Origin of the sequence: Bacteroides reticulotermitis JCM 10512 (assembly GCF_000517545.1) — a bacterium.
Taxonomy (GTDB): Bacteria; Bacteroidota; Bacteroidia; order Bacteroidales; family Bacteroidaceae; genus Bacteroides; species Bacteroides reticulotermitis.
The window spans coordinates 139,279-162,758 of sequence record NZ_BAIV01000005.1 but is presented as its reverse complement, the minus strand read 5'-3'; the positions used below and the strand labels follow the sequence as shown (position 1 = coordinate 162,758).

21 protein-coding genes, 6 tRNA genes and 1 pseudogene are annotated in these 23,480 nt (G+C 43.1%); 8 read left to right on the top strand and 20 right to left on the bottom strand.

Annotated elements, in window-relative coordinates; translation table 11 throughout:
• The 15 genes from rplL to rpsU form a co-directional block, all read right to left on the bottom strand.
• A complete protein-coding gene (rplL, locus tag JCM10512_RS04470) occupies nucleotides 1-372 on the bottom strand; it encodes a 50S ribosomal protein L7/L12 (RefSeq protein ID WP_044160774.1) in 372 nt (123 codons plus the stop codon).
• Nucleotides 373-466: 94 nt separating this feature from the next.
• Nucleotides 467-988: a 50S ribosomal protein L10 gene (rplJ, locus tag JCM10512_RS04465; protein ID WP_044160772.1), complete on the bottom strand. Its 522-nt coding sequence runs from the start codon at nucleotides 986-988 to the stop codon at nucleotides 467-469.
• 15 nt (nucleotides 989-1,003) lie between these two features.
• Nucleotides 1,004-1,702 (bottom strand): 50S ribosomal protein L1, encoded by a 699-nt coding sequence (rplA, locus tag JCM10512_RS04460; protein ID WP_044160770.1) that lies wholly within the window; start codon nucleotides 1,700-1,702, stop codon nucleotides 1,004-1,006.
• A 15-nt stretch (nucleotides 1,703-1,717) separates the two neighbouring features.
• Nucleotides 1,718-2,161, bottom strand: a complete 444-nt coding sequence (gene rplK / locus JCM10512_RS04455; protein ID WP_044160767.1) for a 50S ribosomal protein L11 — start codon at nucleotides 2,159-2,161, stop codon at nucleotides 1,718-1,720.
• A gap of 61 nt (nucleotides 2,162-2,222) precedes the next feature.
• The gene (gene nusG / locus JCM10512_RS04450; RefSeq protein ID WP_044160765.1) at nucleotides 2,223-2,765 is read right to left on the bottom strand and encodes a transcription termination/antitermination protein NusG; all 543 of its coding nucleotides are present in this window, start codon (nucleotides 2,763-2,765) and stop codon (nucleotides 2,223-2,225) included.
• Between the two features lie 18 nt (nucleotides 2,766-2,783).
• Nucleotides 2,784-2,975: a preprotein translocase subunit SecE gene (gene secE, locus JCM10512_RS21900; protein ID WP_044160909.1), complete on the bottom strand. Its 192-nt coding sequence runs from the start codon at nucleotides 2,973-2,975 to the stop codon at nucleotides 2,784-2,786.
• Between the two features lie 14 nt (nucleotides 2,976-2,989).
• Nucleotides 2,990-3,062: transfer RNA gene (locus JCM10512_RS04440), tRNA-Trp, on the bottom strand.
• A gap of 55 nt (nucleotides 3,063-3,117) precedes the next feature.
• Nucleotides 3,118-4,299 (bottom strand): elongation factor Tu, encoded by a 1,182-nt coding sequence (tuf, locus tag JCM10512_RS04435; protein ID WP_044160763.1) that lies wholly within the window; start codon nucleotides 4,297-4,299, stop codon nucleotides 3,118-3,120.
• Between the two features lie 50 nt (nucleotides 4,300-4,349).
• Nucleotides 4,350-4,421 (bottom strand) — tRNA-Thr (locus JCM10512_RS04430).
• A gap of 12 nt (nucleotides 4,422-4,433) precedes the next feature.
• A tRNA-Gly gene (locus JCM10512_RS04425) sits at nucleotides 4,434-4,506 on the bottom strand.
• Between the two features lie 28 nt (nucleotides 4,507-4,534).
• Nucleotides 4,535-4,617: transfer RNA gene (locus tag JCM10512_RS04420), tRNA-Tyr, on the bottom strand.
• Between the two features lie 79 nt (nucleotides 4,618-4,696).
• A tRNA-Thr gene (locus JCM10512_RS04415) sits at nucleotides 4,697-4,770 on the bottom strand.
• 99 nt (nucleotides 4,771-4,869) lie between these two features.
• Nucleotides 4,870-5,169: a ribosome hibernation-promoting factor, HPF/YfiA family gene (hpf, locus tag JCM10512_RS04410; protein WP_044160761.1), complete on the bottom strand. Its 300-nt coding sequence runs from the start codon at nucleotides 5,167-5,169 to the stop codon at nucleotides 4,870-4,872.
• Nucleotides 5,170-5,183: 14 nt separating this feature from the next.
• Complete coding sequence (locus JCM10512_RS04405) at nucleotides 5,184-6,065, bottom strand: tyrosine recombinase XerC (protein WP_044160759.1); 882 nt, start codon at nucleotides 6,063-6,065, stop codon at nucleotides 5,184-5,186.
• Between the two features lie 73 nt (nucleotides 6,066-6,138).
• Nucleotides 6,139-6,330: a 30S ribosomal protein S21 gene (gene rpsU, locus JCM10512_RS04400; protein WP_044160904.1), complete on the bottom strand. Its 192-nt coding sequence runs from the start codon at nucleotides 6,328-6,330 to the stop codon at nucleotides 6,139-6,141.
• A gap of 190 nt (nucleotides 6,331-6,520) precedes the next feature.
• Between rpsU and JCM10512_RS04395 the strand changes: the two genes are divergently transcribed.
• On the top strand, nucleotides 6,521-8,302 hold the full coding sequence (locus JCM10512_RS04395) for an aminopeptidase P family protein (RefSeq protein WP_044160756.1): 1,782 nt from the start codon (nucleotides 6,521-6,523) through the stop codon (nucleotides 8,300-8,302).
• Nucleotides 8,303-8,449: 147 nt separating this feature from the next.
• Nucleotides 8,450-8,965: a gamma carbonic anhydrase family protein gene (locus JCM10512_RS04390; protein ID WP_044160754.1), complete on the top strand. Its 516-nt coding sequence runs from the start codon at nucleotides 8,450-8,452 to the stop codon at nucleotides 8,963-8,965.
• 80 nt (nucleotides 8,966-9,045) lie between these two features.
• Here the strand turns inward: JCM10512_RS04390 and JCM10512_RS04385 are convergent.
• Together JCM10512_RS04385 and gltX are read right to left on the bottom strand one after the other, a co-directional pair.
• Nucleotides 9,046-10,266: pseudogene (locus JCM10512_RS04385) on the bottom strand (3-deoxy-D-manno-octulosonic acid transferase).
• A gap of 10 nt (nucleotides 10,267-10,276) precedes the next feature.
• On the bottom strand, nucleotides 10,277-11,794 hold the full coding sequence (gltX, locus tag JCM10512_RS04380) for a glutamate--tRNA ligase (RefSeq protein ID WP_044160752.1): 1,518 nt from the start codon (nucleotides 11,792-11,794) through the stop codon (nucleotides 10,277-10,279).
• Nucleotides 11,795-11,891: 97 nt separating this feature from the next.
• Here gltX and JCM10512_RS04375 point away from each other — a divergent pair, with 97 nt between their 5' ends.
• Complete coding sequence (locus JCM10512_RS04375) at nucleotides 11,892-13,964, top strand: HD family phosphohydrolase (protein ID WP_044160749.1); 2,073 nt, start codon at nucleotides 11,892-11,894, stop codon at nucleotides 13,962-13,964.
• On the opposite strand, the gene JCM10512_RS04370 is transcribed toward JCM10512_RS04375, so the two are convergent.
• The 3 genes from JCM10512_RS04370 to JCM10512_RS04360 all read right to left on the bottom strand — a co-directional run bounded on the left by JCM10512_RS04370 (nucleotide 13,939) and on the right by JCM10512_RS04360 (nucleotide 17,558).
• A complete protein-coding gene (locus JCM10512_RS04370; protein ID WP_044160746.1) occupies nucleotides 13,939-14,412 on the bottom strand; it encodes a low molecular weight protein-tyrosine-phosphatase in 474 nt (157 codons plus the stop codon). The genes JCM10512_RS04375 and JCM10512_RS04370 overlap by 26 nt on opposite strands.
• A gap of 15 nt (nucleotides 14,413-14,427) precedes the next feature.
• Complete coding sequence (gene priA / locus JCM10512_RS04365; protein ID WP_044160745.1) at nucleotides 14,428-16,884, bottom strand: replication restart helicase PriA; 2,457 nt, start codon at nucleotides 16,882-16,884, stop codon at nucleotides 14,428-14,430.
• Between the two features lie 80 nt (nucleotides 16,885-16,964).
• Nucleotides 16,965-17,558, bottom strand: coding sequence for a porin family protein (locus JCM10512_RS04360; protein ID WP_044160743.1), 594 nt, complete (start codon nucleotides 17,556-17,558; stop codon nucleotides 16,965-16,967).
• A gap of 489 nt (nucleotides 17,559-18,047) precedes the next feature.
• On the opposite strand from JCM10512_RS04360, the gene JCM10512_RS04355 reads away from it, so the two are divergent.
• From JCM10512_RS04355 to JCM10512_RS22380, 5 genes are all read left to right on the top strand, one after another.
• The gene (locus JCM10512_RS04355) at nucleotides 18,048-18,443 is read left to right on the top strand and encodes a hypothetical protein (RefSeq protein WP_244436897.1); all 396 of its coding nucleotides are present in this window, start codon (nucleotides 18,048-18,050) and stop codon (nucleotides 18,441-18,443) included.
• 319 nt (nucleotides 18,444-18,762) lie between these two features.
• Nucleotides 18,763-20,616 carry a transglutaminase-like domain-containing protein gene (locus JCM10512_RS04345; protein WP_044160737.1) on the top strand — a complete coding sequence of 618 codons (1,854 nt, stop codon included), beginning with the start codon at nucleotides 18,763-18,765 and terminating at the stop codon, nucleotides 20,614-20,616.
• A gap of 18 nt (nucleotides 20,617-20,634) precedes the next feature.
• A complete protein-coding gene (locus JCM10512_RS04340; protein WP_081741219.1) occupies nucleotides 20,635-22,626 on the top strand; it encodes a DUF3857 domain-containing protein in 1,992 nt (663 codons plus the stop codon).
• A complete protein-coding gene (locus JCM10512_RS04335; protein ID WP_044160734.1) occupies nucleotides 22,581-22,817 on the top strand; it encodes a DUF3858 domain-containing protein in 237 nt (78 codons plus the stop codon). The genes JCM10512_RS04340 and JCM10512_RS04335 overlap by 46 nt, the downstream gene beginning before the upstream one ends.
• A 133-nt stretch (nucleotides 22,818-22,950) precedes the next feature.
• Nucleotides 22,951-23,038 (top strand) — tRNA-Ser (locus JCM10512_RS22380).
• Nucleotides 23,039-23,480: the final 442 nt, after the last annotated feature.

Sequence of the window (23,480 nt, the reverse complement as noted above, 5' to 3'; positions counted from 1 at the left end):
TTATTTAAGTTCAACTTCAGCTCCAGCTTCTTCCAATGTTTTCTTCAATGATTCTGCTTCGTCTTTAGCTAAACCTTCTTTTACTACACTAGGAGCACCGTCTACCAAGTCCTTAGCTTCTTTCAAGCCAAGACCACATGATTCTTTAACGGCCTTAACAACTTGCAATTTAGCTGCACCAGCGCTTTTCAATACTACGTCGAAAGAAGATTGTTCTTCTACTGCAGCAGCAGCAGCAGGACCAGCGGCAACAGCAACAGCTGCAGCAGCAGGTTCAATTCCGTATTCTTCTTTAAGGATAGTTGCAAGTTCATTAACTTCTTTCACTGTCAAGTTAACTAGTTGTTCTGCAAAAGCTTTCAAATCTGCCATTTTTTGTATGATTTTAATTGTTTAAATACTTATTGATTCTTGAAAATATTAGGATTTTATCCCTCAAGGTTTTGACACCTTTCTTTTAAAAATATTATGCTTCGGTACGCTCACCAAGAGTCTTGAGGACTCCGTGGATTGTGTTACCACCTGACTGAAGAGCAGAAATAACATTCTTGGCTGGTGATTGCAGCAAGGCAATAATATCGCCAATAACTTCTTCCTTACTCTTGATAGAAACGAGAGCATCTAATTGATCTGCACCAATGTAGAAGCTTTCTTCTGCATACGCAGCTTTCAGTCCCGGTATACCATCTTTAGCCCGATCTTTAATAAGTTTAGCAGGCAAGTTAGCTATGTTGCTAAACATAATGGCAGTAGTACCTTTCAAAGAAGCGTAAAGCGGAGAGAAATCGTCCTCCATATCTTCAAGTGCTTTTTGAAGTAGTGTATTCTTCACTACCATTAGCTTAATTTCTGATTTGAAACATTCTCTTCTCAAAGCAGAAGTAGCCGTAGCATTCATAGCAGTAATATCTACCAGATAGAAGTGAGCATAATCTTTAACTGTAGCAGCAATTTGCTCTATAATTGTACTTTTATCTTCCTTTCTCATAATTTCTATTTTATTTTAGATTTCATCCACTGATTTCGGATCGATTTTCACGCCCGCACTCATTGTACTAGAAAGATAAATACTCTTTATATATGTTCCCTTTGCCGCAGTTGGTTTCAGTTTAAGTAGCGTAGAAATAAATTCCTTTGCATTATCACGAATTTGTTCAGCAGTAAATGAAACTTTACCGATAGCAGTATGCACGATACCACTTTTATCAACCTTAAAGTCAATTTTACCTTGCTTTACTTCTTTAACAGCTTTAGCAACATCCATAGTTACAGTGCCACTCTTGGGGTTAGGCATCAATCCGCGAGGACCAAGCACACGACCAAGCGCACCAATTTTACCCATAATAGATGGCATAGTGATGATTACATCAATATCGGTCCATCCACCTTTGATCTTTTCAATATATTCGTCCAGACCAACATAGTCAGCACCAGCTTCTTTTGCAGCAGCCTCAGCGTCTGGTGTACAAAGCACCAAAACACGTACCTGCTTACCAGTACCATGAGGAAGTGAAACAACACCTCTCACCATCTGGTTTGCCTTACGCGGGTCAACGCCCAGACGTACGTCAATATCCAGTGAAGCGTCAAATTTTGTAAAAGAGATTTCTTTTACAAGAGATGCAGCTTCTTTCAGTGAGTATGCTTTCCCTGCTTCAATCTTCTCTGCAGCTAACTTTTGATTTTTTGTCAGTTTACCCATTCCAATTGAAGTTTATTAATTATTAACCGGGAACTCCCCTTTTACAGCGATACCCATACTTCTTGCTGTACCTGCAACCATCTTCATGGCAGCATCTACAGTAAAACAGTTTAAGTCAACCATTTTGTCCTCAGCGATCGTACGAACCTGTTCCCAAGTAAGTTCAGCAACTTTCTTACGATTAGGCTCAGCAGAACCACTCTTTACCTTAGCTACTTCAAGTAATTGAATAGCAACAGGAGGAGTCTTGATTACAAAATCAAAAGACTTATCTGCATAGTAAGTAATAATAACAGGTAATACTTTACCTGCCTTGTCTTGGGTTCTGGCATTAAATTGCTTGCAAAACTCCATGATGTTAATTCCCTTAGAACCCAAAGCAGGTCCTACGGGAGGAGATGGATTTGCAGCGCCTCCTTTAATCTGTAATTTGATTAGTCCAGCAACTTCTTTAGCCATTTTTAAATTGATTTATATATAAACATTAAACGATGAATAACTACAGCGTAACAATTCTGCATTATTCTTTTTCCACTTGCATAAAGCCCAATTCGAGCGGCGTTTTGCGCCCGAATATCTTCACCATGACTTTTAGTTTCTTTTTTTCATTGTTCACTTCTTCAATGATACCACTGAATCCGCTAAAAGGTCCAAAAGCAACTTTCACAGTTTCTCCTACAGTGTACGGGATATTGATATCCTCACCCGCTTCTTGTAGTTCATCTACTGTGCCAAGTATACGATTCACTTCCGATTGTCTGAGTGGCACCGGTTTCTCGGAACCACCTAAAAAGCCTATCACATTCGGAGTATTGCGTAGATGATGAGTTACCTCACCAACTAAAGCAGCCTCTATTAAAACGTAACCAGGAAGATAATTTCTCTCTTTCACAATTTTTTTGCCATTGCGAACCTGATATACCTTTTCTGTTGGAATCAATACCTGAGACACGTAGTCACCAAGATTACCGTTTTTGATATCGGCTTCGAGGTATTCTCTCACCTTGGTTTCTTTTCCACTAATAGCACGCAGAACGTACCATTTTTTCTCAATCTCAGCCATTTAAAATCCTCGTTTTTTTTAATGTGGATAAACAATTTTTTCCATGAAATTCTGGAAACAGAAGTCCATCGCGAACACTACCAGTGCAATGAGCAGGGAAGCATATAAAACAACTACTGCGCTGTTAGCAAGTTCAGAATACGTCGGCCATGATACTTTATGAACAAGTTCGTCGTAAGATTCTTTGATGTAAACTATTATTTTTTTCATTTCAATAATATTAGCACGGGAGGAGAGGCTCGAACTCCCGACACCCGGTTTTGGAGACCGGTGCTCTACCAACTGAGCTACTCCCGTTTGTATAATACTCAGCTCCCGGCGAACCGGAAGCTGAGCTTATTATTGTGACAGATTAGATAATTTCTGTAATCTGACCAGCACCTACTGTACGTCCACCTTCGCGGATAGCGAAACGAAGACCAGTGTTCAATGCTACTGGGTAGATCAACTCTACAGTGATCGTTACGTTATCACCCGGCATTACCATTTCTGTTCCTTCTGGAAGAGTAATCTCACCAGTACAGTCCATTGTACGTAGATAGAACTGAGGACGGTATTTGTTGTGGAATGGAGTGTGACGTCCACCTTCTTCTTTCTTCAAGATATAAACCTCTGCTTTGAATTTAGAGTGAGGTTTGATCTGACCTGGTTTACAAAGAACCATACCGCGTTTGATTTCGTTCTTGTCAACACCACGCAACAACAAACCTACGTTGTCACCAGCTTCACCTTGATCCAAAAGTTTACGGAACATTTCAACACCAGTTACTACTGATTTCTTATCTTCACCTAAACCTAAGATTTCGATTTCGTCACCTACGTGGATAATACCAGTTTCGATACGACCTGTTGCAACAGTACCACGACCTGTGATAGAGAACACGTCTTCTACTGGCATCAAGAATGGTTTATCAACATCGCGCGGAGGAAGTGGAATCCATGTATCAACATTTTCCATCAACTCCATTACTTTGTCTTCCCATTTTTCAACGCCGTTCAATGCGCCAAGAGCAGAACCACGAACAACCGGAGTGTTATCACCGTCGAAGTTGTAGAATGAAAGAAGTTCTCTCATTTCCATTTCAACAAGTTCCAACATTTCTTCATCGTCTACCATATCGCATTTGTTCATGAATACAACCAGACGAGGTACGTTTACCTGACGAGCCAACAAGATGTGCTCACGAGTTTGAGGCATCGGACCATCAGTAGCAGCAACTACGATGATAGCACCGTCCATCTGAGCAGCACCAGTTACCATGTTCTTAACGTAGTCGGCGTGACCCGGACAGTCTACGTGTGCATAGTGACGATTAGCTGTTTGGTACTCAACATGTGAAGTATTAATAGTAATACCTCTTTCTTTTTCTTCAGGAGCGTTGTCGATTGAATCGAAAGAACGCAATTCTGAAAGACCTTTTTTTGCCAACACAGTAGTGATAGCAGCTGTCAACGTTGTCTTACCGTGGTCTACGTGACCGATTGTACCGATGTTAACGTGCGGTTTGGTACGTTCAAATTTCTCTTTAGCCATAGCTTTACTTGTTATTTATTTGATTAATAATCAGCATTCATTTTGTTATGAGCTGTTACCGGGACTTGAACCCGGGACCTCTTCCTTACCAAGGAAGTGCTCTACCACTGAGCTATAACAGCAAGAAAAAGGAGAGCGGAAGACGGGGCTCAAACCCGCGACCCTCAGCTTGGAAGGCTAATGCTCTATCAACTGAGCTACTTCCGCATTCTTGCCAAAGTTGTTACTCTGTCTGTGGGCAAAGATGGATTCGAACCACCGAAGGCGTAAGCCAGCAGATTTACAGTCTGCCCCATTTGGCCACTCTGGTATTTGCCCTTTTTTCGTATTATTACGAAGCAGAATAACAACCTTTTATTCTCTTTCTTGTTATAGGATTGACTTTCATCTTTCCTTGAGCCTCTTGTCGGATTCGAACCAACGACCCCGAGATTACAAATCACGTGCTCTGGCCAACTGAGCTAAAGAGGCGGTTTTATCAAAAAAATGCAACCGTTACGTTCTATTGCGAGCGAAACGGCTGCAAATTTAGTTATTTCTTTCTTTTCCGCAAAACATTTGCGTTTTTTTTTATTTATTACGCTGTTTTTCCTTGTATTTCACCAGCTGCTTCTCAAGTGCTTCTATATTTAAGTCTATTGCTTCCTCAAATGTGTCACACACTTTGCTTGCATAAAACTCTCCATTAGGTACGAGAATCTTTATACCAGCCTCTTTATTCACAGCAGCTTCTGGCTTAATCACCTTTAACGACACCTCTACTTTCTTTATATCTTCGTAATATTTTTCCAACTTAGACACTTTCTTTTGAATAAATGCCTGCAATTGCTCTGACGCGTCAAAGTGAATTGATTGAATTCTAACATCCATAGTTACCTCCTTTTTTAAGCTCTTGGATGAGCCTGTTTATACACTTTTTTAAGTTCCTCAAACGTGGTGTGCGTGTAGATCTCTGTAGCCGAAAGGCTTGCATGACCCAAAAGTTCCTTTACCGCTCCCAATTCTGCGTCATTATTCAGCATCATTGTAGCAAAGGTATGTCTCAATACATGAGGACTCTTCTTTTTAAGCGCTACCACTTTTGATAAGTTCCGTTTCACTAAATCATAGACTAACGTTCTGTAGAGTCGTTGGCCGTTTTCTCTTATAAAGAAAGCACCCGACCGCTCCAAAACTTCTTCATTCCTTATATTAATATAAGCAAGCATTGCATCCCGCAGTTCATCACCAAAAGGAATCAACCGTTGCTTATTTCTCTTCCCGGTCACTTTCAAGAGAGAAGCTGAGAAATCCACATCGCTGTCATTCAAACCGATTAACTCCGAGAGCCGCATGCCGGTGGCATAAAACATCTCGATAATCAAGTGATCTCGACAACCTATAAAACCCTCTCCAAAGTCGGTATCATCCAACAATTTGTTCATATCGCTCTCTTTCAAAAAAACGGGTAGTGGCTTTTTATTCTTTGGACCCGCTATTTTGCGTAACGGATTCACTTCCACTTCTCCTTGTTTCAAAAGATATCGATAAAACGATCGGAGCGAACTTAGCTTGCGATTTACAGAAGTCGACGTGTAACCCAGATCTATTAATGAAACAATCCATCCACGAATCTGTTCACTTTTCACTTCTGCGGGATTAAATTCTCCACCCTCCTCCTGCACATAATTCCGAACCTGACAGAGGTCTTCGCCGTAAGCGAGGATTGTCCGTTCAGAATAATTCCGTTCATACCGGAGATAATCGAGAAAAGATTCAATTAACATAATTCACTACATCTATAATCCTGCAACGAATGTATGAAAAAGAATTCAATAATTCAAAGGAAATTACGATTTATTAATCTTCTACTTCCTGAAGTTTTTGTACGTAAACGGCACGTTCTTTCTTAAATCTTTTAACGACAGAAGGTTTATCAAACTGCTGTCTTCTTCTCAATTCTTTAACGATACCAGTTTTTTCAAATTTTCTTTTAAACTTCTTCAGCGATCTTTCGATGTTCTCGCCTTCTTTTACAGGTACTACAATCATCTTTTTATTATTAAATATGTTATGGTTTAAAAACTCTGAGTCAAAATGCGCCGCAAAATTACACATACTTTCTTTATTCACAAAACTTTCTGCGAATATTTCTCAAAAACAATTCACCAACAAAGTATTAACCGTCGAAAGTTTGTATATTTGAAGACAATTAGATAGAGATTAACAAATACATTAAAGTATGAAGCAGAGTATAAGCGAGCGCATACACGCGTTACGGATGACATTCAATCCGAACGCTGTCCGGGGATTTATTATTCCCAGCACCGATCCTCACCTTAGTGAATACGTAGCCCCTCATTGGGAATCGCGTGAATGGATTTCCGGTTTTACCGGTTCGGCAGGTACAGCTGTCATCCTAAAAGATCAAGCCGGTTTGTGGACGGATTCTCGTTATTTTTTACAAGCGGAGGAACAACTCGAAGGAAGCGGCATCACTTTATACAAAGAAATGTTGCCGGGAGTTCCAAGTATTCCGGAATTTATTTGCCAGCATTTAAGGCCCGGCGAATCAATTAGCATTGACGGAAAGATGTTTTCCGCCTACCAGGTTGAAGAGATGCAGAAAGAACTGGCGGCTCACAATTTACGTGTCGACATTTTCGGCGACCCGTTGAAAACTATTTGGGAAGATCGCCCTCCCATGCCTCTTGCACCTGCTTTCATCTATGATATTCAATACGCCGGTACGAGTTGTACAGAGAAAGTCGCGCAGATTCGGAGCGAACTGACCAAGAAGAACAGCTACGCATTGCTATTGCCCACACTGGATGAAATAGCGTGGGTACTCAATCTGAGAGGAAGCGATGTGCATTGCAACCCGGTAGTAACAAGCTACTTACTGATTTGCCAGGATCAACTGATCTATTTCATTTCTCCGGAAAAAGTTACCCCGGAAGTGGCAGCCTACCTAAAAGAACAGCAGGTCGAATTGCGGGATTACGACGAAATAGAGACCTACTTACACCGTTTCGAAGGAGAGAGCATCTTGGTCGATCCAAAGAAAACGAACTACGCCGTCTATTCTTCTATCCAGCCGCAATGTCGGATTATCCGGGGCGAATCGCCTGTTGCCCTACTCAAAGCAATCCGAAACAAGCAGGAAATTGCCGGTATTCATGCAGCTATGCAGCGAGACGGGGTAGCGTTGGTTAAGTTTCTGAAATGGCTGGAAGAGGCGGTTCCCTCCGAGACAGTGACCGAACTCAGCGTCGACCAACAACTTCACGAATTCCGCGCCGCACAGCCACTCTATAAGGGAGAAAGCTTTGATACGATTGCAGGCTACCGGGCACATGGAGCTATCGTACACTATTCGGCAACGCCCGAAAGCAACGCGACCCTGCATCCGGAAGGCTTCTTACTCTTAGATTCAGGCGCACAATATATGGACGGGACAACCGACATTACGCGTACCATTGCCCTAGGCGAACTGACCGAAGAAGAGAAGACCGATTATACGCTCATTCTGAAAGGCACATCGGCCTTGGCCATGGCGAAATTCCCTGCCGGAACACGCGGCGCACAGCTTGATGTGTTGGCTCGTATGCCTATCTGGAGCCGAGGGATGAACTTCCTACACGGTACCGGGCATGGAGTCGGGCATTTCCTCAATGTGCACGAAGGACCTCAAAGCATACGCATGAATGAGAATCCCGTAGCTCTGCAACCGGGCATGGTTACTTCGAACGAACCCGGTGTGTATAAAGCCGGCAGTCACGGAGTACGCATCGAAAATCTGACGCTGGTTTGCAAAGACAAAGAAGGCATGTTTGGCGAGTACTTCAAGTTCGAGACCATCACGCTATGCCCTATCTGCAAAAAAGGCATTATCAAGGAGATGCTCACGCGAGAAGAGATCGAATGGCTAAACAACTACCACCAGACTGTTTACAATAAGCTTTCTCCGGATCTTAGCACAGCGGAAAAAAATTGGTTGCAGGAGGCGACTTTTCCCCTTTAAACGAACCTTGTTCGACACCCGGGTGTTGGCATGTCTGACACCCGGGTGTAGTTATGTTCAAGACCCGGGTCTCAGTCTGCTTGACACCCGGGTGTCGAACAGGCAAGGACTGCATTCAGATAAAAACATCATTAAAACTAAAATTTTATGGCTTTAATCAAATCAGTGCGTGGCTTTGACCCGCAGATTGGAGACAATTGCTACCTGGCAGACAATGCCACCATCATAGGAGACGTTGTTATAGGAAACGATTGCAGCATCTGGTTCTGCACGGTACTCCGTGGCGATGTCAACTCGATACGAATAGGCAACGGGGTAAATATTCAGGATGGAAGCGTTCTACATACGCTATACCAAAAATCGACCATCGAAATAGGCGATTATGTTTCCGTAGGGCACAATGTAACCATCCACGGGGCAACAATCAAAGATTATGCTTTAATCGGAATGGGATCGACCATCTTAGACCAGGCCGTAGTTGGTGAAGGCTCGATTGTAGCTGCCGGTTCTTTGGTACTGAGTAATACCGTAATCGAACCGGGTAGCATCTGGGGAGGAGTTCCGGCTAAATTCATCAAGAAGGTAGACCCGGAGCAGGCAAAGGAACTTAACCAAAAGATAGCGCACAATTACCTGATGTATTCGCAATGGTATAAAGAATAGATCAGAACTCCGTATAAACAGCAAGCGTCCTACCCTCAAAAAAGGCAGGACGCTTGGCGTTTATAGAGTCCAACGGTTCGTTAGAAATTAATCATCTGCATAACTTTATCGGTTGCTCCGGAGTTACTGGTCACATAATAACCAGCATTCGCTCCGGTTTCTTGCATGAAGGCTTCATCGGTCTTAAGGCGCTCGAGAAGTTCATTCAATTCTTCATAATCCTTGATCGAGTAAGCTCCTTTGGCTTCAATCAGCTGTCTGGCTTCCATAAATTTATGATACTTCGGACCGAAAACCACAGGTATACCATACACGGCAGCTTCCAGCGTATTGTGAATACCTACTCCGAATCCGCCGCCAATATAGCAATTTCACCATATCGATAGATGGATGAAAGCAGGCCGAAACAGTCGATTATCAAACAGTCGGCGCGAAGTACATTTCTCTCATCAGCACGGGTATAGCGTACGTAAGGACGCTTGAGTTTGCTGATAATTTCCACCAAATGATTTTCTTCGATCACGTGAGGAGCTATGATGAGCTTCATCTCCGGATGGTTGTTAAAGTATTCGAGGAACAGATCTTCATCGGGCCCCACGAGCTTCCGGCAACGAAAGTAAACGAATTTTCTCCTTTAAACTTCTGTACCAACGGGAGGTCTTTCGCTTCCTCGCGAATTTGCAGTACCCGGTCAAAGCGCGTATCACCGACTACGGTGACGCGATTGATACCGATTTTCGAAAGATAACGTTTCGAGGCTTCGTTCTGCACGAAGAGATGATCGAAATCTTTCAATACACCGCGATAGGTTCCTCCGTACCATTTGAAGAATATCTGATCCCGACGGAAAATTGAAGAGACACTATACACCGGAATACGTCGCTTGTGCAACTCATCCAGGTAGTTCTTCCAGAACTCGTACTTGATAAAGAATGCCATGCACGGATTCACAATTCCGAGGAACTTCTTCACGTTACGCGGCTTATCGAACGGCAGATAGCAAACGATATCGGCCCCCCGGTAGTGCTTGCGCACTTCATAGCCCGATGGCGAAAAGAAGGTCAGCAATATTTTATAGCTGGGGTATTTAGCCCGGATTTGTTCAATCAACGGACGTCCTTGTTCAAATTCTCCTAAGGAAGCAGCATGAAACCAAATATATTTCTCACCTTTCTCCACCTGCTGACGGAGGAGTTCGTATACAACCCAATGTCCTTTCATCATTTTACGAGGCTTCCGGCTAAATGGAGCGATCAGATGGACCAAAAGGTCGTAGAGACTATAGCTAAATTATAAAGCATATCAACGCAGTTACTTCAATACTTCTACGGCACGCTTGATGCGAGCCAATGTTTCTTCTTTACCCAATATCCAGGAGATGTCGAACATATGCGGACCTTTTCCTTCGCCCACCAATGTCAATCGGAACGCATTCATGATGTTTCCGGTATGATATTCCTTGGCTGCGATCCAGTCCATGACAACTTTTTCCTGCCCTTCGATGCTGAAATCATCGATGCCGGCCAATACTTCGGCTAGTTCAGTCATGCAACGGGCAGAATCTTCTTTCCAACGTTTCTTGGCGGTCTTTTCATCGTATGCGGTCGGAGCCACAAAGAAAAAGCTGCAAACATCCCATAATTCTTTCACGAAGGTCACCCGGTCTTTCATCATGCCCACTACGGCAATGACTTTCTCCAACGGAGCCTCTACACCGTGTTCTTTCAACACCGGCAAGAACAGCTCGGCAATCTCTTCATTCGATTTCAACTGTATATATTGGTGGTTGAACCAAAGTCCTTTTTTATAGTCGAACTTAGCGCCGGACTTGCTGCAACGGTGTAAGTCGAACAAGCTGATCAGCTCATCCATCGACATTACTTCCTGTTCGTTGCCCGGATTCCAGCCTAATAAAGCCAAGAAGTTAATCACCGCCTCCGGCAGATAGCCCGATTCACGGTATCCTGAAGAAACTTCGTTCGTTTTCGGATCGTGCCATTCGAGTGGAAACACCGGAAATCCCAGACGGTCGCCGTCACGCTTACTCAGCTTTCCGTTTCCTTCGGGCTTGAGCAGCAAGGGTAGGTGCGCAAAAGAAGGCATGGTATCTTCCCAGCCGAAAGCACGATACAACAGCACGTGTAACGGAGCCGACGGCAACCATTCTTCGCCACGGATGACATGGGAAACGTCCATCAAATGGTCGTCTACTATATTGGCCAGGTGGTAGGTCGGCAATTCATCAGCCGATTTATAGAGCACTTTATCATCCAGGATGGATGAATTGATAACGACTCCACCACGAATCAAATCGTTAACATGTATATCTTCATTGGGCTCGATTTTGAAACGAACCACGTATTGTTTACCTGCTGCAATCAGGGCGTCAACCTCTTCTTTGGATAGAACCAATGAGTTGCGCATCATTCCGCGAGTTGAAGCATCGTATTGGAAATTCGCTATTTCCGTTCGTTTAGCGTCCAATTCTTCAGGGGTATCAAATGCGATATAGGCTTTGTCGTTATCTAGCAGAATCTGTACATACTTCTTGTAAATCTCCCGACGTTCAGACTGACGGTACGGACCGCAGTTTCCGCCAAAGGTCACCCCTTCGTCGAAGTGAATACCTAACCACTTAAAAGACTCAATAATGTATTCTTCCGCGCCCGGAACAAATCGGTTGGAATCAGTATCTTCGATACGGAAGATCATATCCCCGCCATGTTGACGTGCAAATAGGTAATTATATAAAGCTGTACGCACACCGCCGATGTGCAATGCTCCGGTAGGACTGGGAGCAAAACGGACTCTTACTTTTCTTTCTGCCATAATATTGGGTTAGTATATAGATAAATCGCGGCAAAATTAAACCTTTTTTTCCACACTATGGTTTTTTTTCGTACTTTTCGCAAAAATTTCAACCATTATGGAATATAGAAAGATTAAAAAGAGCTTCTCTCGGAGAAATTTGATATACAAAATACTGTTATTCGTAACAAGCGTAACACTTATTGTATATTTCTTGCCTCGCGATGGGAAATTCAACTATCAATTTGACATAAATAAGCCGTGGAAATACGGTAAACTAATCGCAACTTTTGACTTCCCGATCTACAAAGAGAAAACGGTCGTAAAACGCGAGCAGGATAGTCTCATGAAGTCTTTCCAACCCTACTATCAACTCAATAAGGACATCGAAAAAGAAGCGCTTACCCGCTTGAGGAGCAATTACCAATCGACGCTTAAAAGCATACTTCCATCCACCGAATATCTGCGATATATCGAGCGAACGCTCAAGGAGATTTACGCGGCGGGAATTGTTTCGACCAACGACAATCAACACCTCTATAAAGATAGTACCCTGACGATCATGATCGTCAGCGATAAGCTCGCCAACGCTCAGCCGACCGACTATATCTACACGGTCCGAAAAGCCTACGAACATCTACTTTCGGCGGACTCCACACATTTCAACCGGGATATTCTACAGCAATGTGCTCTCAATGAATATATTATGCCCAACCTGACTTATGACAGTGAGCGGTCTGAGTCGGCGAAGAAGGATCTGCTGAACAATTACCCCTGGGCAAAGGGTGTAGTGGTGAGCGGACAGAAGATTATTGACCGGGGCGAGATTATCAGTCCGGAAACGTATGATATTTTGGAATCTCTGCGCATGGAGTCTAATAAACGAAGTGAATCGCTGGGGCAAACAGACCTGATGCTGGCCGGGCAGATTTTATTCGTAGGGGTACTTGTGCTCTGTTTTATGCTCTACCTGGATTTATTCCGCAAAGACTATTACGAACGCAAAGGGAGCCTGTCGTTGCTATTTATCATCATTGTGCTCTACAACGTAGTGACTGCCTTTCTGGTATCTCACAACCTATTCAATGTGTATATCATCCCCTACGCGATGCTACCCATCATCATCCGTATATTCCTCGATTCGCGAACCGCTTTTCTGACGCATGTCATTACGATATTGATCTGCTCCATATCGTTGAGGTTCCCGCACGAATTTATACTCACACAACTCGCAGCGGGATTAGTGGCTATCTTCAGCCTGCGGGAATTATCGCAACGTTCGCAGCTGTTCCGCACGGCTTTACTGGTTATCCTAACCTACGCCGCTATTTATTTCTCCTTCGAGCTGATGACGGAAAACGGGTTGTCGAATGACTTCTCAAAACTGAATACGGGTATGTATATCTCGTTTGTTATTAACGGGATTTTATTGCTGTTCGCCTATCCCCTACTCTTTCTGTTGGAAAAGACTTTCGGATTCACCTCCAACGTAACACTGGTAGAGCTTTCTAATATCAACAATGACTTACTGAGACAAATGTCGGAAACCGTTCCGGGTACTTTCCAACACTCGATGCAGGTAGCTAATCTGGCTGCCGAAGCGGCGATCCGCATTGGTGCCAAAAGCCAGTTGGTGCGTACCGGTGCTTTGTATCACGACATTGGCAAGATGGAGAATCCTGCTTTCTTTACGGAGAATCAGTCGGGAGGAATCAATCCGCACAAGAACCTGAGCTATGAACAAAGTGCTCAGGTGGTCATCAGTCACGTCACAGACGGACTAAAGTTGGCGGAAAAACATAATCTGCCCAAAGTGATCAAGGACTTTATCAGTACCCACCACGGCAGAGGGAAGACTAAATTCTTTTATATCTCATGGAAAAATGAACACCCCGGCGAAGAACCTAATGAGGAGCTATTCACGTATCCGGGACCAAATCCTTTTTCCAAGGAAACAGCCATCCTGATGATGGCCGATGCCGTAGAAGCCGCTTCACGTAGCTTACCCGAATATACAGAGGAGAGTATCAGTAACCTGGTAGATAAGATTATCGACTCACAGGTTACGGAAGGATATTTTAAAGTATGTCCGATCACCTTCAAGGATATCGCAACGGTGAAGACTGTATTTAAAGAGAAACTTAAAATCGCGTATCACACCCGAATCAGTTATCCGGAGTTAAAGAAGTAAGCAAGCCGGCACAAGCATCTTCGAGAATATCGAGTACGTATTCAAAGCCCTCCGAACCTCCGTAGTAAGGATCGGGCACGTGGTCGGCAGGGATGCGTGTGCAATACTCGGTCATGCGATGAATCTTCTTCCACTCTTCCGGAGAGGGAGCCTTCTCTTTCAAGTCGTCGATGTTGCGATCATCCATGCCGATAATCAGGTCGAAATTGTAGAAGTCTTCTGTTTGTACGGGACGCGAAAGATGTTCCAACTGATAACCTCTGCGGGCCGCATGAGCTCGCATACGGCTATCGGGTAACTCTCCTTGGTGATATGATAGCATACCTGCCGAGTCGATGATAAACTCCTTTTCCAATCCGGCTTCTTTCAAGAGGTGTAGCATCACACCTTCTGCCGTCGAACTGCGACAGATATTGCCCAAGCATACAAATAATATTTTCTTCGCCATATTTCTATTTATTAATTACATGGGATCCATGTCGTAGTAAACAATCAACGATTTAAACCGTTCATCTTCCAACATCTCACGCTGAATGCCCAACAGCAGCTCACGGGCACGACTCATGGAGGCATTCTGTTCGATTTTGACCACAATTTTTTTGATGAAAAGAGTCTGCACACGTGCCACCGGTGGCTTATCCGGGCCCAATACCCGGCTGCCGAATACCGCACGCAGCTTCTCAGCCATTGCAAAAGCCATCTGCTCAAGCAAGCGTTCATTTCTGTTTTTCAGATAGACATAGACCAATCTGTAATAGGGAGGATAATGGAACATTTGCCGTTCAGCCAATTGGCCTCCTACCATCTCCTGATAATCATTGGCGATTACTTGCCGGATGATGGGGTGATCGATGCTTTTCGTTTGCAGAACCACTCGCCCGCGTTTGTTTTTCCGCCCGGCGCGTCCCGACACTTGTGCCATGAGTTGAAAGGCTCGCTCGTAGGAACGGAAGTCGGGATAGTTAAGCATGGTGTCTGCATTCAAAATGCCTACGATACTCACATGATCAAAATCTAGCCCCTTGGATACCATCTGCGTACCGATGAGGATATCCGTTTTCCCTTCTTCAAAATCCGCAATAATTTTCTCGTAAGCCGAACGAGTACGCGTGGTATCCAAGTCCATACGCGCAACGGCTGCTTGGGGGAAGAGAACTTTAATGTCGTCTTCTATCTTTTCCGTACCAAACCCACGGTTCACAATGTCCGTACCTTCACATGCCGGACAGGACCTGGGCAATTGGTATGTATAGCCACAGTAATGGCAAGTCAGTTGGTTGATACCTTTATGATAGGTCAGGCTCACATCACAGTTTTTGCATTTGGGCACCCAGCCGCATGTGCGACATTCTACCATTGGCGCAAATCCCCGGCGGTTCTGGAATAGAATAACTTGTTGTTTCTGATCCAAAGCCTCCTTTATATATTGTATAAGTAAGGGGGAGAACTGTCCCACCATCCGCTTCTTCCGGTGAAGTTCTTTTATATCCACCGGGATAATTTCCGGCAATTGTATCTCTTTATAGCGTTCATTCAATGACACAAGCCCATACTTCCCGCTCGTGGCATTACTCCATGTTTCGATAGAGGGGGTTGCCGTTCCCAGAAGGGTTTTAGCGCCATACATGGCAGCCAACACAATCGCAGCATTACGGGCATGGTAACGGGGAGCCGGATCTTGTTGCTTATAGGTGTTTTCATGCTCCTCGTCTACGATGATCAAACCTAGATTCCGGTATGGCAGGAAGATTGACGAACGCACTCCTAATATAATGTCGTATCCTTCTTCTCCCAATTGTTTTTGCCAGATCTCGACCCGTTCGGCATCCGGAAACTTGGAGTGATAGATACCCAACCGGGAACCGAATACGCGTTGCAAGCGTTCGGTAATCTGTGTAGTCAGCGCAATCTCCGGCAATAAATAAAGCACTTGCTTTCCCTGCCGCAGCGTCTCTTCGATCAAATGAATGTAGATTTCCGTCTTTCCACTAGAGGTCACTCCGTGAAGGAGGCAAACGTTTTTCTCTTTAAAACTCTCCACAACCGAATCATGTGCCCGCTGCTGAAACTCATTCAATCGACTTAGTTCGGTAACGAGCTTAACTTCCCGATCGAGCCTGCCGATTTCATGATAGTAGACTTCAAAGATCTGTTTCTCAATCAATCCGTTCAGGACAGCCGTAGACACATCCGCACGTTGCAGCAATTCTTTTTTGGAGACTTCTTTAGGCGTACCGCCACCGAGCACACCCGAACATTCTACGTACTTCATCAACAGAGCCAACTGCTTCGGAGCGCGTCCCAAAAGATCAAAAAGGATATGCAGCCTCCGCTCATCCGCCGTGCCTACCAAGCGCACCCGCGCCTCAGTTTTCGGCTTGTATGTGCGGCGTAGCTCTTCTTTCACAAAAATGGCTTCTTTGTCGAGGAGTGATTTTATGATGGTAAGAATATTCTTGAACCCGCTATCTTTCTCTAATTTCGTCACGCACTGTTCCGACTCGGCCGACAACAGGTCGAGCACACGTTGCTCTCTTTCCGATAAGGGTACAACAGCCTCAAAGTCCGGATTACATTCAACAATTGTTTCACTTTCCAACTTTAAGCCTGACGGTAATGCCGCCTTGTAAACATCTCCTTGCGCACATAAATAGTAATTAGCCAGCCATTCCCAAAATTTAAACTGCATGGGAAGCAGGATGGGCGAAGCGTCGAGCAATGTCGATATATCTTTCACCTCATACTCCGTCGGAGCATAATAATGAACATTACAAACAATGGCTGTATAATACTTTTTTCGTCCAAACGGTACCACTACCCTACACCCCACTTTCACTTCTTCTGCATATTCTTCGGGTAAAGAATAGGTGAAGCTTTTGGGAAGCGGCAAGGGTAATATGACATCTACAAACTTTTTCATCGTAGCGGCAAAGATATAAAAAAAGGAGCATCCTTGGGTGGAAGCTCCTTATATTCTACTATGTTAACTCGTGGTTATATTTAGAAAATGTAGGCGGCAGACACTTGCCAGGTTTTAGTCTTATAGGAACCACTTTCGGCACCGTCCACAAGGAACTTGCCTGAATCGCCCAACGGAATATTGTAGTTTACTCCAACCTGAAGATGATTAATCAACTTCAAACCTGCGCCAAGATTAATACCAACCTCTGTTCTTTTTTTGTCTGTATCAAAGCTCTGCAACACTTGCTTGTTCTTTGCAAAATCAAAATAGAAGTCAGGGCCTGCTGCCAGATATAAACCTAAGAAGTCACCTAGCCCGATTGTATATTTCAAGTTGACTGGAATATCGAGCCCAGTCTGTTTGATCTTCTCTCCCTCAGCTTCAATTCCTCGCTGCGAAAACAGCAAAGCACCGTCCACACCTAAGCCGACTATCGGAATCGTAAATTCTGCCATCGGACCGATAAAGAACCCGGTAAAATTATCTTTTTTGAAGTTATCTCCCACATTAGAGAAGCTTGCTTTCGATAAGTTTAAACCACCCTTTACACCAAAATGTATTTGTGCCTGAGCAGGTATTGCCATTCCGGCACATAGAGCTATCAGTAATAAAACACCTAAGATTTTCTTCATAAATTCATATGTTTAATATTCGAGACAAAGATAAATATCTTTAGATAAAAAAACACATACCGAATGTTTTTTGTTCAAAACATCGGGTTTCCCATTCGATAAGTCGCATTTACGAATGCCGGTAAAACGTGTATTTACAACCGGTCTAACCCTACTTAAAGGTTGTCAGACAATCCTCGTTTATTACTAGTGGACAGCGAATAGATAAGGGATTATACGATCAAAAACAAGAGAGAAAAAACGATAAAGTTTTATTAAAATCGGCAAATCAGAGCAAGAGGTAAGTCAGCAATACTTATTTTGCCATATCTTCGCCACCTGTTTTTATTTTTCACTAATTAAATTATGAGAAGAGCTATTTTAATTTTAATTACATCTGCATTTGTTTTGTCTGCATACAGTCAAAACGCAGATTTCGACTCTTACAAAAGAATCGAATCGGATAAGGTAATGAACCTGTCAACCGACCAAATTGCAAAAATCAAGAAAATGAATCGAGAAGTCGGGGCAAAGTTCAGAGCAATCGGCCAAAGCAACCTGCCCGGATATGAGAAAGGACAGCGCAAACGGGCTTTGGCGATTGAGCATAGAAATGCCATTCGAAAAGTTCTCTCCGAAAGCCAGCTCGCAACTTGGGAAAAACGTTACGAGCATAAGTATCGAAATGAAGATCTGCGGGACAGTATCAAAGACAGTTATGAGACGCGCCTGGACAAGCTAGAGTCGAAGTATGAAAGAGAAAAAGAGCGTATTGAAGATAGCTCGGCATCCAAAGAAACCAAAAAAACGCAATTGAAGAAGTTGAAAAACAACTATAAAGCGGAGAAAGAGCGTCTTAAAGATGAACGAGATAGGAAAATTGAATCGGGCTACTTTAGCAAGTAACACCACGTATTAAACAAGAAATAATCACATAAAAAAAGAAAATAAAAAGCATGTAAGAGGAGCAAATGTCTCCTCTTATTTATTTAAAAGGAATCCGTTTTTTAATAATTTTGTATCAAAGAATAAAAATCATATATTTGCCAACCATTTCATTAAAGATAAACATAGATAAAAGGGTATATTTAAATTTAGGACATCACTATTGCATGATTGCCAAAAGACTGGATTATTTCAAAGACTTCGTTAACCAAATAATTCAAGGAATATTTGTTATCACCAATTATATCGGACTTATTATCCTATTCTCAAAAAATAAACTATGCGCAAATTAGCTGTTTTACTTCTGATATTATGCCTGGCTAATGTCAGAACGATCGCTCAATCGGAGGATGACAATATCCTGATTACTCATAAAGATGTTACTTATGAATACACGACCGATAAAAACGGGCAGATCGTTATCAAAGAAAAGTATATAGCCGAATATGAGGCAAGCCGTATGGCCAGCCATATTGATGTATACGAAATGTACAATAACGAATCGTCCATCGACAGAGTCAAAGTAAAGGGTATCAAGGGGGTAATGCCTCAGTATAAGCTATACAGTTCGAACAATATATTCTATTCGGATGCGAAAATCTGCTATTTCCGCCTGAATATGAACGAAAAGGGCAAAACCGCTCAGGTTGAGTTCGAAAAGTCCTATAACAACCCTCGCTATTTCACCATCATTCCATTAGCCGAGTCACAATTCGTGAAGAGTAAAACAGTCCGGGTTGTTGTGCCGGCTTGGATGAAAGTAGAGCTGGTCGACTACAATTTCAAAAACAATGTCACCAAAGAGATATTGACCAACCAGAAAGACCAATCCAAGACTTACGTATATACACTGAACGATCAGAACGCGATGGTAAGTGAAGCGTTCAGCCAAGGGCCTACCTTTATTTACCCACACATTCTTGTACTCAATAAGCAAGCAGATATAAAAGGGGTAAAAACCACCTACTTCGAAACGCTCGCCGACCAATACGCGTGGTATCAACATATCATAAGTGATATGAATAATGACAAAGATATCATAGCCAATAAAGCCAAAGAGATTACGAAAGATTGTGCAAATGATCTGGAGAAAATCAAAAGCATCTATGCCTGGGTACAAAGCAACATCCGATACGTTGCTTTCGAAGATGGAATAGCCGGCTTCAAACCGGACGACGCCCAAGAAGTGTTGCGCAAAAAATACGGAGACTGCAAAGGAATGGCAAATCTGACTCAAGCCTTACTGGAAGCCGAAGGATTCGACGCGCGTCTCACTTGGCTCGGGACCAACCATATTGCCTACGATTACAGTACACCTAACCTGTCGGTAGACAATCACATGATATGTACGCTTTTCTATGAAGGGAAAATGTATTACCTGGACCCAACCTACGAATATATGCCTCTGGGAGAATATCCACAAAGTATTCAGGGAAGACAGGTGATGATTCAAAATAAAGATCAGTTTATACTGGACCGCGTTCCGGTTGCTTCGCCCCAAGCGAATACAGATAGTCTACACTGTAAATTCACAATCAAAGACAACCAACTGAATGGAGAAGTGAGCCGCTATTTCATGGGCGAGGCCAAAGAAAGAATACTCTCTTTGATCCACGCCACCCCTAAAGACAAGGTGAGCGAAGCCTTGAAGAATTTTGCTGAAAGGGGTAACGTACAGGATAAAGCCGCCAACCTGAAACTGGGAGGTGAAACTCCCAAGACTCATGCTACCAGCTTGTGCTACTTGCTGGAAAATAAATCCGGCATTCAACAACTGGATAAAGAGCTTTATATCGGCATGGATCTGACTCAGGACTTCAGCAGTCAGCTCATAGACCTGAAGAAACGGAAGAATGATCTGCTGTTTCCGTATCGTTACCGCATGGTCAGAGAAATAGAGCTCATTATCCCGGCCGAATACTCCTTGACTCATACGCCCGAGAACCTGCTCATCGACCGGGAAAACTATCTGTTTATCAGCTCTTACACTCGAAAAGGCAACATACTTACATACCGAAGTGAAGTGATGATTAAAGATCCGCTACTTAAGAAATCTACATTCAAGCAATGGAATGATGATATCAATCTGCTAAAAAAGAGCTACGCAGAACAAATTGTACTACTAACTAACTAAAGTATAACATTCTGAAGTATGACTAAATTAAACCGATTTTATGTATTTATTGTGGCGATGCTTATTACGCAAGCCGCTTTTGCTGATGATTATAAGCAGTATGCTCAAACGGTACGTGACTCAATATGGGCGTGGGATAAAGCTGAGTTTAAAAATTACAATGTACCGGAGAAATATAAAGACGAGTCGGCTGTTATCCTGGCTTTGCACGAGGAGGTATATGCCACAGGCAGCACCCGCATACGATACACCGGCCGAGGGCTGCTTGGTTTCGGACTGAATAAAGAGCTTAATTACATGCACGTATTCCGTAAAATGATCAAGCTGAACGACAAGAAGGCCTTAGCCGACAACGCCGAAATCCAATTCAAGGAGTCGGATAAAACCATGGGGTATTATTCCAAAACAATCTATAAAAATGTGATTGGCGTACGTGTTATCAAACCCAACGGAACCATTAAAGAGGTGGATATTAGCGAGGCTGTTTCCATCACTGAAGGCAAGAAGGATAAAGAAAGCAATAAAAAACTGGCCGTTTCCGATCTGGAAGTCGGTGACATTCTGGATTTCTTCTACCACGAGGAAGGGCGGATTGACTACATGAATATCCCCGAGCAGGTATTTACGTTTGCCTCTAAATACCCGATTCTCTCCTACTCGGTACACTGCGAATTGAGTAAGAACATGACGAACGAGTACCGCTTACTCAATGGAGCACCCGATTTCACTCAGTCAACGAACGAAGATGGGGATATCGTATTAGACGTCAAACAAACTGATATAGCCAAGACTCCCGAGTCGAAATGGTTGTCGCCCTACCGCCAGTTCCCAACCATACGTCTATGCGTATTGTATAACTCGAATAAGAAAATATACAAACCGCTGACGGCCCGTGGAAAGGGACTACACAAGAACCTACCTCCCGAACAGATACTAAAGGATGCGATGCATGCCTATAACGGAAGCTCCTATTATCTTGCAGTCAAAACGTTGAATAAACGTATAAAGAAGCACCTCAAAAAGAATCCGTCTCTCGACAAAAAGCAATTAGCCGAGTATATCAATCTGACTCTAACTAACGAGGTTCAGCTTTATAATACGACAAGATACAAAACTTATATCTCTACGCTGGGCGCGTTGTTTAGTAAATACAAGATAGACTATAAATTCGGATTTGTAACCGATCGGTTTGATACACGTAATCAGGATGCCATTGCTTACTGGGATTACTTCGTTGTTCTGGTAGCCAATCAAGACAGCCAGGTTTTCGGTCCTCCCAGATACAGATACCACATCGGGCCATATGCCTCTTATGAGGGGGAAACCGTTCAAATGGTCACACCTAAGACATTCAACACGATTAACTTTAGTAACCTTGAGAAAAGACAAAGTGAAATGGTTATCCCGGTATCGAGTGCCGATCAGAACATGAACAAAACAGAGATGACGGTACGCCTGGCAGAAGATAATTCGCTAACACTGGATATTAACCGTAGGACACTTCTTTCGGGACATCAAGCCAACGGACGCTATTCTGATTTGATTACTGCCGCTGACTGGCGAGACTCCGTACATACTTGGCTAGGCGAAAAAACCTACATGGAGACGTTGCTAGTAAAAGCCGCTAAAAATAAGAAAGAGATCGAATCGCATGAAGCTTCTCTAGCCAAAATACGCAAGGAGAAGGAGACTGAGGCTAAAGACGAGATTAAGTCCTATCACGACCTCGAGGTGAAAGAACTTAAAGAACATTCATTCTCCGCCTTAGGTGTAACCCCTGATTCACCGCAAATGATCTATGATGTCAAATACACCCTCGACGGTTTGGTGAAACGTGCCGGAAATAATTACATTCTGGATGCCGGAAAGTTGATTGGAAGTCAGCTCACTCTGGACGAAAGTAACCAGCAACGCACACTTGATATCTATATGCCTATGCCCGCAGCTATGAGCATGAGATCAAGGTGGAAATTCCTGCCGGATATACCGCAGAAAATATCCAGACTTTAAATCAGAGCGTTGACAATGCATGTGGGGCCTTTATCTCTTCTGCCGACATAGACGGTTCGACCCTGCGCATCAAGGCTAAGAAGATCTATAAGCACAACTATGAACCGGCAGCAAACTGGAATAAGTTGGTAGAGATGATCGACGCAGCCAATAACTTCTACGGTCAGTCCATAATATTAAAAAAGAAGTAAAGCGCGAAACAAAAGCGGGAAGTCTTTGAAGTTGCAATCCGAATAGTAGCGTTCGGGTTGCAACTTTTTTTGAAAAAAGAGTCCGTTAGGAGAATAACGAAACCAAAAACTCACTACTTTTGTACCCGTAAAAGGAAAGATGCCAGAGTGATCGAATGGGCCGGACTCGAAATCCGGTGAACGGCTTGTCCGTTCCGTGGGTTTGAATCCCACTCTTTCCGCTAACAAATGAAAGCTCAAAGAGTACTGAAATAACAAGTCCCACAAATCTTAGATTTGTGGGACTTGTTATTTTTCATAAGATGAGTTCATACAACATATCTTTGTATACTCTGTGAATAACACAATTCTTTAAAATGATAGCGATCTTACCCATGAGCGAGAAATCAACAGTTCACTTTTGTTTATTTAAAGAATAGTTCATACATTTGCCACAGTTACAACTCTTTTAAATCTTACTCGTATGAAAACAGGTAATGTAATTCAGTATCTTGGAATTGGTATTATACTAATTTCTTTAATCTATATGATAATGAACTTATCTAATGCTGATTGTTTTATTACTAAATGGTTCTTATCTATAATTACAGGTGTATCACTTTCCATTTGGGGTACAGTATCTTTAATGATAGGGAAGAAACAAAACAAGGGGTAACTGGTTAA

Excerpts from the sequence above, each read along its gene's own strand:
- JCM10512_RS04360 (WP_044160743.1), bottom strand. The coding sequence starts at position 17,558 with ATGAAGAAAATCTTAGGTGTTTTATTACTGATAGCTCTATGTGCCGGA.
- rplK (WP_044160767.1), bottom strand. The coding sequence starts at position 2,161 with ATGGCTAAAGAAGTTGCTGGACTAATCAAATTACAGATTAAAGGAGGC.
- rplL (WP_044160774.1), bottom strand. The coding sequence starts at position 372 with ATGGCAGATTTGAAAGCTTTTGCAGAACAACTAGTTAACTTGACAGTG.
- rplA (WP_044160770.1), bottom strand. The coding sequence starts at position 1,702 with ATGGGTAAACTGACAAAAAATCAAAAGTTAGCTGCAGAGAAGATTGAA.
- JCM10512_RS04375 (WP_044160749.1), top strand. The coding sequence starts at position 11,892 with ATGGAATATAGAAAGATTAAAAAGAGCTTCTCTCGGAGAAATTTGATA.
- JCM10512_RS04340 (WP_081741219.1), top strand. The coding sequence starts at position 20,635 with ATGACTAAATTAAACCGATTTTATGTATTTATTGTGGCGATGCTTATT.
- secE (WP_044160909.1), bottom strand. The coding sequence starts at position 2,975 with ATGAAAAAAATAATAGTTTACATCAAAGAATCTTACGACGAACTTGTT.
- rplJ (WP_044160772.1), bottom strand. The coding sequence starts at position 988 with ATGAGAAAGGAAGATAAAAGTACAATTATAGAGCAAATTGCTGCTACA.
- nusG (WP_044160765.1), bottom strand. The coding sequence starts at position 2,765 with ATGGCTGAGATTGAGAAAAAATGGTACGTTCTGCGTGCTATTAGTGGA.
- rpsU (WP_044160904.1), bottom strand. The coding sequence starts at position 6,330 with ATGATTGTAGTACCTGTAAAAGAAGGCGAGAACATCGAAAGATCGCTG.
- JCM10512_RS04405 (WP_044160759.1), bottom strand. The coding sequence starts at position 6,065 with ATGTTAATTGAATCTTTTCTCGATTATCTCCGGTATGAACGGAATTAT.
- tuf (WP_044160763.1), bottom strand. The coding sequence starts at position 4,299 with ATGGCTAAAGAGAAATTTGAACGTACCAAACCGCACGTTAACATCGGT.
- JCM10512_RS04390 (WP_044160754.1), top strand. The coding sequence starts at position 8,450 with ATGGCTTTAATCAAATCAGTGCGTGGCTTTGACCCGCAGATTGGAGAC.
- gltX (WP_044160752.1), bottom strand. The coding sequence starts at position 11,794 with ATGGCAGAAAGAAAAGTAAGAGTCCGTTTTGCTCCCAGTCCTACCGGA.
- JCM10512_RS04345 (WP_044160737.1), top strand. The coding sequence starts at position 18,763 with ATGCGCAAATTAGCTGTTTTACTTCTGATATTATGCCTGGCTAATGTC.
- JCM10512_RS04395 (WP_044160756.1), top strand. The coding sequence starts at position 6,521 with ATGAAGCAGAGTATAAGCGAGCGCATACACGCGTTACGGATGACATTC.
- hpf (WP_044160761.1), bottom strand. The coding sequence starts at position 5,169 with ATGGATGTTAGAATTCAATCAATTCACTTTGACGCGTCAGAGCAATTG.
- priA (WP_044160745.1), bottom strand. The coding sequence starts at position 16,884 with ATGAAAAAGTTTGTAGATGTCATATTACCCTTGCCGCTTCCCAAAAGC.
- JCM10512_RS04370 (WP_044160746.1), bottom strand. The coding sequence starts at position 14,412 with ATGGCGAAGAAAATATTATTTGTATGCTTGGGCAATATCTGTCGCAGT.
- JCM10512_RS04355 (WP_244436897.1), top strand. The coding sequence starts at position 18,048 with ATGAATCGAGAAGTCGGGGCAAAGTTCAGAGCAATCGGCCAAAGCAAC.